Origin of the sequence: uncultured Ruegeria sp., assembly GCF_947504215.1 — a bacterium.
Lineage (GTDB): Bacteria > Pseudomonadota > Alphaproteobacteria > Rhodobacterales > Rhodobacteraceae > Ruegeria.
Window position 1 is genome coordinate 39,270 of record NZ_CANNGO010000012.1, and the last position, 14,857, is coordinate 54,126.

16 protein-coding genes and 1 tRNA gene are annotated in these 14,857 nt (G+C 55.7%); 6 read left to right on the top strand and 11 right to left on the bottom strand.

The window, feature by feature from the left end:
• Position 1 precedes the first annotated feature (1 nt).
• The 6 genes from Q1B21_RS17880 to ttcA form a co-directional block, all read right to left on the bottom strand.
• Positions 2-370 carry a DUF2946 domain-containing protein gene (locus Q1B21_RS17880; RefSeq protein ID WP_299891635.1) on the bottom strand — a complete coding sequence of 123 codons (369 nt, stop codon included), beginning with the start codon at positions 368-370 and terminating at the stop codon, positions 2-4.
• Positions 367-1,020: a ribosome biogenesis GTP-binding protein YihA/YsxC gene (gene yihA / locus Q1B21_RS17885; protein WP_298937857.1), complete on the bottom strand. Its 654-nt coding sequence runs from the start codon at positions 1,018-1,020 to the stop codon at positions 367-369. The genes Q1B21_RS17880 and yihA overlap by 4 nt, the downstream gene beginning before the upstream one ends.
• Positions 1,017-1,754, bottom strand: coding sequence for an MOSC N-terminal beta barrel domain-containing protein (locus Q1B21_RS17890; protein ID WP_299891639.1), 738 nt, complete (start codon positions 1,752-1,754; stop codon positions 1,017-1,019). Before Q1B21_RS17890 ends, yihA begins: the two co-directional genes overlap by 4 nt.
• Positions 1,751-3,580, bottom strand: coding sequence for a membrane protein insertase YidC (gene yidC / locus Q1B21_RS17895; RefSeq protein WP_299891642.1), 1,830 nt, complete (start codon positions 3,578-3,580; stop codon positions 1,751-1,753). The genes Q1B21_RS17890 and yidC overlap by 4 nt, the downstream gene beginning before the upstream one ends.
• A gap of 126 nt (positions 3,581-3,706) precedes the next feature.
• On the bottom strand, positions 3,707-5,242 hold the full coding sequence (locus Q1B21_RS17900; RefSeq protein ID WP_299891645.1) for a bifunctional diguanylate cyclase/phosphodiesterase: 1,536 nt from the start codon (positions 5,240-5,242) through the stop codon (positions 3,707-3,709).
• A 64-nt stretch (positions 5,243-5,306) separates the two neighbouring features.
• Positions 5,307-6,200, bottom strand: coding sequence for a tRNA 2-thiocytidine(32) synthetase TtcA (gene ttcA / locus Q1B21_RS17905; RefSeq protein ID WP_299891647.1), 894 nt, complete (start codon positions 6,198-6,200; stop codon positions 5,307-5,309).
• A gap of 114 nt (positions 6,201-6,314) precedes the next feature.
• On the opposite strand from ttcA, the gene Q1B21_RS17910 reads away from it, so the two are divergent.
• Positions 6,315-7,250: an alpha/beta fold hydrolase gene (locus tag Q1B21_RS17910; protein WP_299891650.1), complete on the top strand. Its 936-nt coding sequence runs from the start codon at positions 6,315-6,317 to the stop codon at positions 7,248-7,250.
• Positions 7,251-7,255: 5 nt separating this feature from the next.
• On the opposite strand, the gene yidD is transcribed toward Q1B21_RS17910, so the two are convergent.
• Genes yidD through rpmH form a run of 3 tightly spaced genes read right to left on the bottom strand, consistent with a single transcriptional unit; the run spans position 7,256 to position 8,072 of the window.
• Positions 7,256-7,489, bottom strand: a complete 234-nt coding sequence (gene yidD, locus Q1B21_RS17915) for a membrane protein insertion efficiency factor YidD (RefSeq protein ID WP_298937863.1) — start codon at positions 7,487-7,489, stop codon at positions 7,256-7,258.
• Positions 7,486-7,911, bottom strand: a complete 426-nt coding sequence (rnpA, locus tag Q1B21_RS17920; RefSeq protein WP_299891653.1) for a ribonuclease P protein component — start codon at positions 7,909-7,911, stop codon at positions 7,486-7,488. The genes yidD and rnpA overlap by 4 nt, the downstream gene beginning before the upstream one ends.
• Positions 7,912-7,937: 26 nt before the next feature.
• Entirely contained in the window at positions 7,938-8,072 is a 135-nt protein-coding gene (gene rpmH / locus Q1B21_RS17925; RefSeq protein WP_005632162.1) for a 50S ribosomal protein L34, read from the bottom strand.
• 295 nt (positions 8,073-8,367) lie between these two features.
• Here rpmH and Q1B21_RS17930 point away from each other — a divergent pair, with 295 nt between their 5' ends.
• The 4 genes from Q1B21_RS17930 to Q1B21_RS17945 all read left to right on the top strand — a co-directional run bounded on the left by Q1B21_RS17930 (position 8,368) and on the right by Q1B21_RS17945 (position 12,063).
• A complete protein-coding gene (locus tag Q1B21_RS17930; protein ID WP_299077780.1) occupies positions 8,368-9,099 on the top strand; it encodes a TVP38/TMEM64 family protein in 732 nt (243 codons plus the stop codon).
• A 3-nt stretch (positions 9,100-9,102) separates the two neighbouring features.
• Complete coding sequence (locus Q1B21_RS17935; protein ID WP_299891657.1) at positions 9,103-10,521, top strand: FAD-dependent oxidoreductase; 1,419 nt, start codon at positions 9,103-9,105, stop codon at positions 10,519-10,521.
• Positions 10,522-10,539: 18 nt separating this feature from the next.
• Positions 10,540-11,922: an ATP-binding protein gene (locus Q1B21_RS17940; RefSeq protein ID WP_299891660.1), complete on the top strand. Its 1,383-nt coding sequence runs from the start codon at positions 10,540-10,542 to the stop codon at positions 11,920-11,922.
• Positions 11,923-11,986: 64 nt separating this feature from the next.
• A tRNA-Arg gene (locus tag Q1B21_RS17945) sits at positions 11,987-12,063 on the top strand.
• Positions 12,064-12,680: 617 nt separating this feature from the next.
• Here the strand turns inward: Q1B21_RS17945 and Q1B21_RS17950 are convergent.
• Entirely contained in the window at positions 12,681-13,223 is a 543-nt protein-coding gene (locus Q1B21_RS17950) for a GNAT family N-acetyltransferase (RefSeq protein WP_299891663.1), read from the bottom strand.
• A 204-nt stretch (positions 13,224-13,427) separates the two neighbouring features.
• Positions 13,428-14,024, bottom strand: a complete 597-nt coding sequence (locus Q1B21_RS17955; RefSeq protein ID WP_299891666.1) for a hypothetical protein — start codon at positions 14,022-14,024, stop codon at positions 13,428-13,430.
• A 206-nt stretch (positions 14,025-14,230) separates the two neighbouring features.
• Here Q1B21_RS17955 and Q1B21_RS17960 point away from each other — a divergent pair, with 206 nt between their 5' ends.
• Positions 14,231-14,842, top strand: a complete 612-nt coding sequence (locus tag Q1B21_RS17960; RefSeq protein ID WP_299891669.1) for a TetR/AcrR family transcriptional regulator — start codon at positions 14,231-14,233, stop codon at positions 14,840-14,842.
• Positions 14,843-14,857: the final 15 nt, after the last annotated feature.

Below are 14,857 nucleotides of genomic sequence, written 5' to 3' on the forward strand. Positions count from 1 at the left end.
TTCAGGAGATTTGGGGTGGCGCTCGCGCGTCATAGCGCGCATGGAAACCCGCGCTGCGGCGGGTGAATTCTGCGTGCGCCCAGCGCAGTTGTACCGGAAAGTCGAGGTGTTTCAGGGCGCCCGAATTTGGCACATGTACATCCGCAAACAGCCCTGCAAACGAACACTCCGATCGGCGGTCCGTCTCATCATGCATTGGGTCGCTTGGGTCCAGATCGACCCATTGCTCGACCGCTCCTTCTCCGGTGCATATGACAAGCAGGAGTTTGCCGTCCTGACCCTGCGTTGGCATCCAACCCTGCGGGATTGTTCCGGTCGCGACCAAAGCAAGAAGCGTCACAAGACTGAGGAGGCGCGCGATGGCCCTCATTCCAGATGCGCGATGATTGAGCGCAATGTTGGAACACCGTCATTCTTTTCAGATGACGTTAGTACGATTTCTGGGTAGGCCGCCGGGTGTTTGGACAAGGCGGTGCGCACCTGATCCAGCACTTTTTCACGATCCTTGAAATTAACCTTATCCGCTTTGGTCATAACGCACTGAAAAGTAACCGCGCTGGTGTCCAAGAGCTTCATGATCTCATCATCAACCGGTTTTACCCCGTGGCGCGCGTCGATCAGAACAAAGGCGCGACGCAGGGTTTGTCGTCCGCTCAGGTATTTTTTCAGAAGTCGCTGCCATTTCTCGACAATCTTAAGCGGCGCATTGGCATAGCCATATCCCGGCAGGTCGACCAAATACAGCTCTGGGCCCTGCGAGAAAAAGTTGATCTCTTGCGTACGCCCCGGCGTGTTTGAGGCCCGCGCCAAACCTTTGGTGCCGGTCAGCGCATTGATCAGGCTGGATTTTCCCACGTTTGACCGACCTGCGAAACAAACCTCAAGCCGGTCAGGGGCTGGCAGGCCGTCCATTGCGACGACACCTTTGACGAACTCCGACGGGCCAGCGAACAATTTACGTCCGCGTTCCAATGCAAAGGCGTCGGGGTCTTCGGCCAGTGGAAAAGGAAGTGCGGTCATAGAACCTGAACCTTGTCACCGACACGGATGTTGCCACCCCGAACCACGACGGCGTAAACGCCGAAATCCTGATGGTCCCAGCTGTTCAATGCGCCAAGCGTGTCGGCATCCCGCTCACCGGTCTCTGGATTGGCAGTGGTTGCAAGGCAGCGCACTATGCGTTCGCGCACATGGAACACGGCCTCTCCGATCTGAACGTCCTTACCCAGCCAGTCAAATTCTTCCCATAGAGGCAGGCCATCAAACCAGATGTTCCCCCGCCAGCGGCAAATCGACAGGTCACGGCCCAGCTTCTGCTCAACTGCACGGTGCGAGGCCATGTTGCAAAAGCTGATGGACGGAAAATCGCTGTCTGTCATCCCGCGGCCTGGAACACGAATGATGCGTGCCGATGCGGCGCGATCTGCGGGCATCAATGGCTTGACCCAGTTCAGAAACGCATCCTGCTCAGTATCCGGGGCAAACCGCAAATCTGGTTGTTGAGGATGGCTGAGCGTAACAGTGTCGCCTTCAAGACGAGCCGAAATTGCCATCAGATTTGGCGCCTTCGATCCGCGACTGAAATTGGCACAGTGCACCCATTTGCTGCCGTCGGCTTTTGACGCCTCGTGCGCGACGGCCCAAACGCGATCCCCGGGCAGTGTCTGCCCGGGAGATACGGTTACGTGATCAAGGCTTTCGCGCCCGTGGCTTTTGATCGGATGTCGCCACAGACTGGTGATCGATCCGGTCATTTGTCATCCGTTTTTGGCGTTCGTTTGAACCCGGATATGATGTTGCCAAATACGTCCGGCTTATACCCCTGACTGCGCATGATCAGGTACTGCTGCGTGAAGGTGATCGTGTTGTTGGCGATCCAGTACACAACCAGACCACTCGCAAATCCGCCCAGCATGAACATGAAGACCCATGGCATCCAGGCAAAGATCATCGCCTGCGTCGCATCAGTCGGGGCCGGGTTCAGTTTCTGCTGCAGCCACATCGAGATGCCTAACAGCAGGGGTAGGATACCAATGAAGATCAGGGCCATGATGGTATCTGGCTGTGGTCCCGCCCAGGGCAGCCAGCCAAAGAAATTCATGATCGAGGTTGGATCCGGAGCGCTGAGGTCTTGGAACGGACCAAACCAGGGGGCCTGACGCAGTTCGATCGTGACAAAGATCACCTTATACAATGAGAAGAAGATTGGGATCTGCATAAGGATCGGCAAACAGCCTGCGGCAGGGTTCACCTTTTCCTTCTTATACAGCTCCATCATGCCTTGCTGCATCTTCTGGCGGTCGTCACCTGCGGCCTCTTTCAGGGCCTCCATCTGTGGCTGCAATTCCTTCATCTTTGCCATCGAGACATAGGATTTGAAGGCAAGCGGGAACAGGATTGCCTTGATGATCAGGGTCAGGCCGATGATAGACCAACCCATGTTGCCGATCAGGGCGTTGATGTTGTGCAGCAGCCAGAAAATCGGCTTCGTCAGGAAAGAGAACCAGCCCCAGTCGATGCTCTCGATAAACTTCTGCACACCTTCCGCCTCATACTCGCGGATGGTTTCCCATTCTTTCGCCCCTGCAAACAGGCGCGTCGTCACTTGCTCTGTCGCGCCGGGTGCAACGTTCAGGGTCGGTAGAACCGTTTCCGTCTGATAAATCTTGCGACGGGCATCGTATTTTGCCGCAGCTTTGAAGGTCGCACCTTCCTCAGGGATTAGGGTGGTCATCCAATAATGATCGGTAAACCCAACCCAGCCGCCTTCTTTGACCTGAAACACCTCAGCTTGGGCGCGTTCAACTGGATCGATGTCGAAATCCTGAACGTCGCCATAATCGATTTCATCCAGAACGCCATCGGCCATGACCATCACGCCTTCATGCAGGATGAAGAAGTTTTTCAAGCCGGGCAGGTCCCCGTCTTCGCCAATTCCGTGACGCGCCAGAATACCGTAGGGGGCCATGCCAACCTCGGCCTCAGTCGCGTTTTCCACCGATTGCGTGACAGAGAACATATAATCCTCGTCCACCGAAATGGTGCGGCGGAACGTCAGGCCGTTTTCATTGCGCCAGACCAGAGTGATCGGGGCGTCAACGCCCAGCGTTTCACCCTGTTCAAGCGCCCATAGGGTATTTGGGCCGGGAACATCCGTGCCAATCACACCTGCACCTGGCGCCCAACCATAAAGCGCATAGTAGGCGGATTCTGATCCGACCGGTGACAGGAGTTCGACAATCGGAGCGCCTTCTTTGATCGAAACCTTGTAGTCCTTCAGGAACAGCTCATCAATGCGGCCACCCGACAAAGACAGGCTGCCTTTCAGGCGTGGTGTATCGATCTGCACGCGGGGGGCTTGATCCTCTGGCAACGTTTCTTCGGCGGAAGCTGTCGCCTCACCCACGGTGCCTGTGCCGGACGCGCTTGGGGCTTGAACCTCATCACCTTGCGCAGCGGTGATTTCGGACTGCTCGGGTACTGGTGCCGGCTCTGGTGGCGGGAACAGGACAAACCAAACCAGGATCACCAGGAAGCTGAGCGCGGTTGCGAGGATGAGATTCTTGTTCTGATCGTCCATCTGGGACAGCCACCTTGAGCAGTGAAAGACACCCGCAGGGTTCAACAGAGTGCAGGCCGAAAGGTCAAGCGGAATCGCCCTTTAATTCGTCATGCATGGATCTTCTTTGCGGTAAACTCAGGTCCTTTACCCAGTTTGCCGTCCGATTTTTGGAACACCGTTGACTTTGTTGCGATACGTGGCGATCCAATCCAGCGTCTGATCAAAGGGCATGGGCTTCCCAATCCCGAACCCCTGAACATGGTCACAGCCCAATTGCGCCATCAAAGCGTGTTCTCCGGGCGTCTCGACACCTTCGGCCAGTGTCTCGAGCTGCAATCGTTCGGCCATGGTCAGAATGGCGCTGGCGAGTTGCTGTTGGCTGGGGTCTTGATCTGATTTGGCAACAAACGATCGGTCGATTTTGATCCGCGAGACGTTGAAGCGTTTGATTGACGCAATCGACGCGTGCCCGGTTCCAAAATCGTCCAGATCAATGCAACATCCAAGCGCGGCGAGACCGGTGACATTGCGCGTGATCACGTCGTTAGGTCGCCTAGAAAAAACGGTTTCCAAAACCTCGATCGCCAGCCTGTCCGGTGTCAGGTCGAAATGGTCCAACTCCCACTTGAGGCGATCAACAAGGCCCGGGTCTCGCAATTCGTCTGAGGAAAAATTCACGCCAATTCGGGGAACGACGACACCGGCGCGATCCCAGGCCTGCATGGCGGTAAATGCGTGGTGGCGTATTGTTTGCCCAAGACGTTCCATGAGTTCTGCCTGCTCGGCAAACGGTAGGAAGACATGCGGTCCCAAAACGCCCTTTTGCGGGTGTTCCCAACGAGCCAGAGCTTCAAAACCTGTAATGCGCCCAGTATTAGTAGACACCTGCGGTTGGAACCAGGGGCAGATCTCTCCGCTGCTTAGTGCAGCATCAAATTCCTTGCGTAAATTGGTCCTGATCCGCGACCTGCGCCGTGTTTCCGTTGAAAACGCCCTGATTGTAGATGGTCCATTTTGCTGCGCCTCCACCAGTGCGCCAGTTGCGGCGTTGATCCACTGTTCTGCGGTGCTACTTGTTTCGTTCGTACTGAGGCAAAAGCCGATAGAACACGACATGTACAAACCCGTGCCGTTCAGCATCACGGGGTCCTCGACTACGGATTGGATGCGTCCCGTCATCTGAATACATGCTTCCAAATCCAGCTGTTGAGCTGGCCGCAAGCCGATCAGCATTTTGTTTCCACCGACGCGCGTGGCGACGTCGCGGGTGCGGATCATGGACAGAACGCGGGTGCAGAACTGTTCCGTTACGTGGTTTGCTGCCGCTTGTCCGTGAAGATCAAGCAACTGGTTGTAGTCGTCCAGCGCCACAGCAATGCAGGCCGAGGTTTCGCCGCTGCGATTTGCAGCCTCAAACACCTTTTCAAGCTCAAGTTCAAACCGATCATTTGCCACTAAGCCGCCAGTGTGCCGGTTGGATCGTGCTGCGCCGCCCACACCTAGTATGCCAACGCCCGCATACGCCAGTGGCAGGCCCAGAGCCGCAGCAACAAGCGCGCGCTCCCCTCCGACCCAAAAGGCACCTAGGCATAGCGCTGGGAGAAAGGCCAACGCGGCCGGGCTGTTCAGAGTTCTGACAAGAGAATGGGCAAATCGGTCAAAAGAAGGATGGTTCCGCATTGGTTTTCGGCCTTGGGCATAGATCGCGCACGGCCGAGCGTAGGAAACCAGTCTGAGTCAGTCGTTAACGCAACACAGGAATTTCGTCCGAATTTTCTGCGTTTTTGTCTAACTTCAGAGAAAGACCCGTGAAATCAAATAGTTTCGGATCCAAAAGATGAGATGGACGCGCGTTTGTCAGCGCGCGGAACATGACTTGCCGACGACCCGGGCTGTTCTTTTCCCACTGATCCAGAATCTGTTTGACCTGCTGACGCTGCAACCCGTCCTGACTCCCACACAGGTCACAAGGAATGATGGGATATGTCATGGCTTTGGCAAACTTCTCGCAATCCGCCTCGGCCACATGGGCCAGCGGGCGATACACAAACAGATCACCTTCCTCATTCACCAGCTTGGGTGGCATCGTGGCCAACCGTCCGCCGTGGAACAGATTCATGAAAAACGTCTCAAGGATATCGTCCCGGTGATGACCCAGGACAACGGCCGAGCATCCTTCTTCACGCGCGATGCGATACAGGTTTCCGCGCCGCAACCGCGAGCACAGCGCGCAGAACGTGCGTCCCTGCGGGACCTTGTCCATAACCACTGAATATGTGTCCTGATATTCGATCCTGTGGGGCACGCCCATCCGGTCCAGAAATTCAGGCAAGATGGTGGCTGGAAAGCCTGGTTGGCCCTGATCCAGATTGCAGGCCAATAGATCCACCGGCAGCAATCCGCGCCACTTCAATTCGTATAGAACCGCCAAAAGGGTATAGCTGTCCTTGCCGCCCGACAAACAGACCAGCCAGCGAGGCGCTTTGCCGTCCCTGTCATGTGCAGATGGCGCCACCATCCCATACTGCTCAATAGCCTCGCGGGTCTGGCGCACGATGCGTTTGCGCAGCTTTTTGAACTCGGTGGTCGAGGGCGCCCCGGCGAATAGGGGATGGATGTCGCTGTCATCGTCCAGCATGTCGGCTCTCCTCAGGCTTGCGGGCGTATGCCATGGAAGCGCCGCGCTGCAAAGACCTGATTCAGGAGACAATTTGTGCTATGCTGTGCGGATATTTTTTGAAAGGATTGATCGATGGACTACTTTTTTTCCGTCCGCGGCCGCGATGGCAACCATTATTCGAACAAACCGGGGGGCACGCGATATCTGGCCATCCCCACCAATGCCAGACGACCTGCACGGCAGCACGAAATTCGGGTTTCGGATTGGATACAAGGGGTTCAGGCCGAAGCCGGGGCAAACGATGAAGAGAATGGGCACATCGTCATTTTCGTGCACGGCTTCAACACTGAGCAATTCGAGATGTTGGAACGCCATCGTAAAATCCGCTCGGGGCTAGAGGCGCACGGATTCAAAGGGACAGTTATCAGCTATGATTGGCCTAGCGACGGGTCGGTGCTTGGCTACAATTCGGACCGGGCTGATGCGCGTCGTTCGGCGGACAAATTGTTCACCCATGGCATCAAAAGGCTATCGCGGATGCAGACGCCTGATTGCCGCTATAATATCCATGTTCTGGCGCATTCCATGGGAACGTATCTGGTGCGTGAGGCAATGGATTATGCAGATGATGATCACACAACCGCGCAACACAGCTGGACCACCAGTCAGGTCGCCTTTGTGGCCGCTGATATTTCGTCGAAATCACTTGGCGTCGGCAATCCTAAGTCGTCATCGCTTCTGCGCAGATGCACTCGGCTGACCTGCTATTACAGCCCCTTTGACGAAGCTCTGTCGATTTCCGAGGTGAAACGTGTAGGCGTATCACGCAGGCTTGGCCGCGTAGGTCTGCCCGCTGAACATCCCGAAAAGGCCGTGAACCTCTATTGTGGCAAGTTCTTCAAAGACAATCGTGCTGATTTTTCGGACGGGAAATCAGCAAGCCACAGCTGGTATTTCGACTCGCCGCGGTTCTACGAAGACCTTCACCATACCTTTATGGGCAAGCTGGATCGTGAGGTGATTCCAACCCGAGCACTCACGGATCGGGGCAACTTGGCGTTGCTCTGAGAAGATCAGTCTTTTTGGTGATCGGGAACCGGGTCATATCCATCGCCGCCCCAGGGATGGCACCTGCCGATACGGCGTGCGGCCAACCAAGCGCCTTTGATCGCGCCGTGTTTTTCCAAGGCCTCCAATGCATAGGCCGAGCAAGTCGGCTGGTAGCGGCAATTGAAGCCAACCCACGGGCTGAAGACCAGACGATAAGCCCGCACGGGCAGGGCAAGGATATGCGCAAGCAAAGTCATTTCTGGGCATTGTGCAGCTTGCGCAGCGCGTATCGAAAGTCGTCCAAAAGGGAATCAAATTGACGTGCGGCAGTCACATCGGCGCGTCCGATCAGGACATAGTCCCAGCCATCAAGGCCATGGGCAGGCAAAACGGCGCGCGCGACTTCGCGTAGCCGACGTTTGGCGCGGTTACGGGCAACCGCATTGCCAACTTTCTTGGAGCAGGTAAAGCCAACGCGAATCCCGGTTGCCTCATCCGAGGCGCGCTTGCGGGCCTGCACCATCATCGAGGACGTGCCTTGCCTGCGCGCCCGCGCTGCCTTGAGGAAATCGGAACGGTTCTTGAGAATAGTCAGAGTTTCAGGCGCGCAAACGGACGCCGCCGGGGGCGTATCCCCGGGCTGGTTCTTACCATCCTCAGGGGCCTCCGGCGGCGTCATGTTCATAACCTGATCGGTGGGCGGTTTTATGCGCTCAGCGATTTACGACCGCGGGCGCGGCGTGAATTCAGGATTTTGCGGCCGGCTTTTGTAGCCATGCGCGCGCGGAAACCGTGGCGGCGTTTGCGAACCAGGTTCGAAGGCTGATAGGTGCGTTTCATCGCTCCGTCTCCAATCTATGCGGTCGGGTGCGGCGCGGATTCGCCTGCCCGTAGTGTTCGAAGCCCGTCCTCTACTGCTAAGAGTAGGGTAAGTCAAACCCCATGGACGCGGTTTTCGCGCCTTTTGCAACAATTCTGTAATCCGTCGTCGCAAAACATTTCAAAAACCGGCTTTTATACAGAAAACACTCACATTCGCGGCGGGAAACTTCAAGGGGCCGTGAACACTCTGTTGTTGCGCGCGCAGGCAGCGCATCTTGTGAGGAGAATGGAACCCAAAAAACCGGACAACCAGATGAGCGAAACGACCCAACCGCCACGCAGCGGGATTGCACGTCACATCCCATTGCTTGTTATCCTTACCGTCGCCACGGTCGGGTTCTTTACACTTGGGGACTACCTGACCTTTGAAACTCTGCGCGACAACCGCGAGGCATTGCTGGCGTGGAGAGATGCGAATTACTGGGCGATGACGGTGGCGTTTATTGCGATTTACATAGTGGTTGTGGCGTTTTCCTTGCCAGGCGCGGCCGTTGCGTCGATGACCGGCGGGTTCCTTTTTGGTCTGGTTGCCGGCACCGTGTTCAACGTTTTTGCAGCCACGGTCGGCGCTTCGGCGATTTTCCTAGCGGCACGTTGGGGCCTGGGTGAGTCGTTGACAGCGCGATTGGAATCGTCAGAAGGCTCCATCAAAAAGCTTAAGGACGGGCTGCGGGAAAATGAAATCTCAGTGTTGTTTCTGCTGCGGCTTGTACCAGTAGTTCCGTTCTTTGTCGCAAACCTTGTTCCGGCTTTGGTCGGCGTGAAGTTCCGCAACTTTCTGCTGACAACGGCGCTGGGCATTATCCCCGGTGGGATCGTCTATACTTGGATCGGTGTTGGCTTGGGCGGCGTATTCGACCGAGGCGAGACGCCTGATGTGTCGCTGTTGTGGGAACCTTTTGTGATTGGCCCAATCATTGGTTTATGCGTATTGGCTGCATTGCCGATCGGCATCAAATACCTGCGTGGCCGAAAGGACGTCTGAAACATGAAAAACCTGAAAACCGATATCCTGGTGATTGGGGCCGGGTCGGGTGGTTTGTCCGTTGCCGCGGGTGCCAGCCAGATGGGCGCCGATGTCATCTTGCTGGAGGGCCACAAGATGGGAGGTGACTGCTTGAATTTCGGTTGTGTGCCGTCAAAGGCTTTGATTGCAAGTGGCAAAGCAGCCTACGGACAAGCACATTCGGCGGTCTTTGGTGTTGCTGATAGCGCACCTCAAGTGGACTACGCTGCTGCCAAGGACCATGTCCGAGATGTTATCGCCCAGATCGAGCCTATGGACAGTCAGGAGCGGTTTGAGGGGTTTGGCGTCAAGGTGATCCGTGAATACGGTTCATTTGTCTCTCCAACTCAAGTTCAGGCGGGTGATCAGGTGATCACAGCGCGACGCGTGGTGATTGCGACAGGGTCTTCACCATTGGTCCCGCCTATTCCCGGGCTCGACAACGTCCCATTCTACACAAACGAAACCATCTTTGAGCTGCGAGAAAAACCTGGCCACCTGCTGATCATCGGCGGTGGCCCGATCGGTATGGAGATGGCCCAGGCCCATATTCGACTGGGATGCAAAGTGACCGTGATCGAAGGCATGAAGGCACTGGGCAAAGATGACCCCGAGGCGGCAGATGTCGTGCTCGATGCCTTGCGCTCGGAAGGGGTCGCCATTCACGAGAACGCAATGGTCGCGCAAATCCGGGGCTCTGATGGCGCAGTCGAAGTTGTCACCGAAAACGGTGAGATTTATGCTGGTTCCCATCTGATGCTGGCGGCTGGGCGCAAGGCCAATGTCGAGCGTCTGAATCTTGAAGTGGCAGGCATTGACCGAACGCGGACCGGGATAAAAACAGATGATGCGTTGCGCACGACAAACCGCAAGGTTTATGCCATTGGGGATGTCGCTGGCGGGATGCAATTCACCCATGTCGCCGGGTACCACGCGGGCATTATCATCCGGTCGGCCTTGTTTGGTCTGCCGTCCAAAGCCAAGACAAACCATATCCCATGGGCCACATACACGCAGCCGGAACTGGCACAAGTTGGGTTGACCGACGCGCAGGCGCACGCGCAACACGGCAAAAACGTCGAAATTGCACGGTTTGACTTTCACCACAACGACCGTGCTGTGGCGGAACGAAGAACAACCGGTTTTATCAAGGTTATGGTTGTCAAAGGTCGTCCAGTGGGTGCCACAATCGTTGGCCACCAGGCGGGTGAATTGATCAATTTGTGGTCTCTGGCGATAGCCAATAACCTGAAAATGGGTCAGATTGCTGCGATGGTGTCCCCATATCCGACAATCGGAGAGCTTAACAAACGCGTCGCGGGGGCCTATTTCTCGCCAAGGCTGTTTGAGAATCAGACAGTTAAACGAGTGGTCAGATTCGTCCAGCGCTGGATCCCCTAGCCGAAAAAGGAGCGCCCATTGAATTCGCTGTCCGGACGTTTCCTGATCCTGACAACGGTCTTCGTGATGTTGGCCGAGGTATTGATCTTCGTGCCTTCGATTGCGCGGTTTCGGGAAGATTTCCTGCTGAACCGCCTGGAACGTGCTCAGATTGCGTCGCTGGCCCTGTTGGCCGATGACATGCTGGCCGAAGATCTTGAGGCCGAGCTGCTGGCAAACGCTGGTGTCTATAACGTCGTTCTGCGCCGTGACGAAGTACGTCAGTTGATGCTGTCATCCCCCATTCCTGAACAAATCGCTAAAACCTACGACCTTAGGGATGCTGGACCATGGGTTCTAATCCGTGACGCGATGACTCGTTTATTCACTGTCGAAGACCAGGTCATCCGTGTGATCGGCGAGCCGGTCAAAGGCGCCGGTCTTCTGATCGAAGTGACAACTGACAGCGCCCCCCTGCGAATGGCGATGACGGATTACGGATGGCGTATTCTGGGCCTGTCCTTTGTAATTTCCATCATTACTGCCTCGTTCCTGTTTCTCGCGGTGCGGGTGGTGCTTGTCCGACCAATCAAAAGCGTGGTCGGCTACATGCAACGCTACGCCAGCGCGCCCGAGGATGCCCGCGGTATCATCTCGCCGAACTCCAAAGTGACCGAGTTGCGCGAGGCGGAAGAAGCCTTGAAGATGCTGCAAACGGATCTGACCCAAGCCCTTAAACAACGTGAGAGGCTGGCTCAGTTGGGCGGGGCAGTGGCCAAGGTCAGTCATGATTTACGTAACATCCTGACATCCGCTCAGCTGTTTACCGATCGGATCGAGGCCAGCGATGACCCGCTTGTGCGGCGGATGGCTCCGAAACTGGTGAACTCGATAACACGCGCGGTTTCGCTTTGTGAAAACACGCTTGCCTTTGGCCGCGCCGAAGAGCCCGCTCCGACACTGAACATGGTCCGATTGCGGGATTTGGCCGAAGATGTTGCAGCAAGCGAACAACTTGCGATCGCAGATGCGTGCGTGGAAATAGTGAACGATGTGCCCAACGACCTAGTGGCCCGAGCGGACCCAGAACAACTGTTCCGAGTTATCATGAACCTTGTCCGGAATGCCAGGCAGGCTTTGGTCGCATCTGGCAAGCCGGGTCAAATCACTATTGCCGGGCGCGAAGTTGAAGACAGTTGGTGCCTCGAGATCCGCGACACAGGTCCAGGATTGCCGCCCAAAGCGCGCGAAAATCTGTTCACCCCGTTCCAGGGCGGGGTGCGCAAAGGCGGGTCTGGTCTGGGCCTGGCAATTTCGCAGGAACTGGTTCGTGGCCATGGGGGCGATCTTGTCTTGAAAGACACTGGACCTAAGGGAACCACGTTTGAAATAAGGCTTCCTCGCGGGGAGATGACTTTTTGAAGGTTTTTCGAAGAATCGTCTTGCACGTCCTACGTCCCGGGTCTAAACAGCGCCTCACCAACGCGGACCGATAGCTCAGCTGGATAGAGTACTTGACTACGAATCAAGGGGTCGGGGGTTCGAATCCTCCTCGGTCCGCCACTGGCCCCCTGTCAGGCGACACATAGTTCTGCCACCAGCGACAGAACCTTTCCATTTTCGCCTCACATCCTTCATCCAGCACCTAGACCGGTTTCAATGATCCTGACTTCTCCATTGGGAAAATCAGGGCTGATTTGCAGATCAGACGCCGAAGGCGCCTGTTCCTGCTAATCTGCCAAGTGGCGAACGCGGATGGGGCGAGGCAATGCTATTCGACAATAGTGGTGCGACCCGCAGGCGCAGCCGAGGACACGGTGTTGTCTAATAGGGTTGCCCGAGGGGGAAGGCAGCGTCTTACCCCTGATGGCCAGGGGCGTTTGGCTTGTCCAAATCCCGCTGGCCCCAAAACAAGTGCGGCGGAGCTGGCTGCGCCTTTACTTTTTGCGCAAGAACGCGTTGTTATTCTAATGAATCGGGCGGGACGCGGTCATTCGCTGCAGACATCGTAAGTCCCTATGAAGTTCGCAGAAGCGGACGTCCAGCTATCAGAAAGGTAGAGTGACAACTGAAGCCGCCACCGATACCCCATGCGTGTCATCACTACCAGGCGCCCTATCCCTGGATCTCTAGGGCACAACGTTGACCACTGGCCGCACCTTATTGATGCATCCGGTAGATCAGCGGAACTGGCGCGCTCGTCGCATGAAAAGCGTCTCGAGGGTGCTATAGGTGCCCATAGTTTTGTTCGAGAATCCGGTCTTTTCAGCAACCCTGATGGAGTTGGAGTGTTCTGGATCAAAAATGCAGGATGTTTGATCGAACTCCAACCATTCATCTGCCCATTCCAACATCCTTGTAACGGCCTCGGTGGCGTAGCCTTTACCTTGTGCGCCCGCTTTGAACACCCAGCCTGCCTCCGGATTTCCATCCAGGGAAGGAACCGTATCGCGTCGGTGGTTGGCAAACCCAACCTCTCCAAGGAATACGCCGGTCTTCTTGCATTCGACGACCCAATACCCGAAGCCGAGATGCGACCAGTGACCGGTATAGCTCAGAAGTCGCGTCCAAGACTGCTCCTCGGTGGATGGCTCGCCTGAAATCAAGGCAACCACCTCCGGATCAGCCCACATCGAAGCACTGTCATCGAAGTCGCTGGTCCGGTGACCTCTTAGGATGAGGCGGTCAGTGCCGAGGATTGGAGCTAGGATGTGGTTTGGCATCGGCGATCTCTTTCTGTGTTCTGCGTCAAATCTGGGCACGAAGCACCTAGCATCTTGATCTAAGCAAGGCATACCAGATTTCGTTTTTGTTTAGGTTGCCTTGGTGTGAGCTACGGATGTGCCAATGCTGCTCGGATTGCTACACCATGTCATTAGCTCTGCCTGATGTGATCTGATCTCTTGCGGACCATGCCCCCATTGCTGTCAACCAGCTCTATATGGTTCTTCCTGCACCGCATGGCCGAGAACCATCTTCATGAAGAGACAGGGAATAAACCATTCCAGCCCGTCCCCAAGCGGCAGAAGAAGCTGGTCGCCAAGCAGGGCAAGTACGGTCAGTCCGGTTGCAGATGCACGCCGTAGATAAAGCGGCATTAACAGCACTGTTGTCACGCTGACGAGAAGCAGCGCATACCAGATTGCCGCATTCAGGAGGTTGCCGTTCAAAAAGTAGGCGATGATGACCGGGTGTACGTGTATTGCGGTGAACAGCATCGGATTCTTTGCCAGCCGGGCGCTTAGGCCCTCACCTGGTTGCAGGTCCGTGTGATAAAACCGTTTGCAAGAGTTGAGCATGTTCGCGACCGCGCCACCGGCGATGTCAAAGGCGAAAAAGGCGAGCAGCGCAATTTTCCAACCTTCGGCGACGGGCACATTCCGAGCCTGATCCGCAGCCAGAATGATGCCGGTGAAAATAGAGGCCATGCCATATGCCAGGATACGTTCAGCCACTGTGGCGCCTGTCCCGCAAAGCGGATCAATGCCGCCTGAGTAAGTCCAGTTGATCGGTGCGGTTTGCATGTCTTCTCCTTAGAGTCGGTGATTTACCCATGACTTTGGTTTGTGTGTTTGCCGTCGCAGCAAAAAATGATGGCGAGGTTGTTTTCAGAATTGATTTATAATGACCAGCTGGTCATTAAAAGTGGGTGCGACAAAAATGACCATCCGGTCATAATAATTCTGTGTCTATGATGGGCACGAAAGAGAGCAGTAAGGATTACAGGTGAATGCCCAAGGTCGTGGACAAAGCGAAAATGCGAGGTGAAATCCTCGATGCGGCCATGAAGGTTTTTGTTGAAAAGGGTTATCATGCGTCATCGGTGAGCGATGTTGCACGCGCGGCCAGCTTGGCCAAAGGTACACTCTACATATATTTTGACGGCAAGGACGCGATGACGAAGGCGATTGTCGATCGCCATTTTGCAATGCTGGAAGACCGGATCACACAAGGCCAGACTTGCGAGACGCTTGATGCCTTTCTCGATGAGCTCAACCGAACGATGGATATCTCAACTGAGCAGGCTTCATTTCTTCGTGTCTTCTTCGAGGTGTTCGGTCCAAGTTTTGCATCTGAGGATTTCTCGCAGCATGTGGCCCGGTTTTTTGATCGTCTGGGTGCCCACTACGCCAACCAGATCTCACATCTTCAAGAACGAAAGCAGGTTGCAGAGCACTATGAAGCCGCCTCGATAGGCCGCGCGCTGGCCAGCATGATGGATGGAGTAGTCTTGCATATGAGTTTATTTGACATAACAAGGCGACGGCACAGTCGTTTGGTCCGCGAGGCAATTTCAATGCTTGGGGCCGGGTTACGGCCAGCATCAGCCTCAAACGACTGACCCGCCTTTGCCACG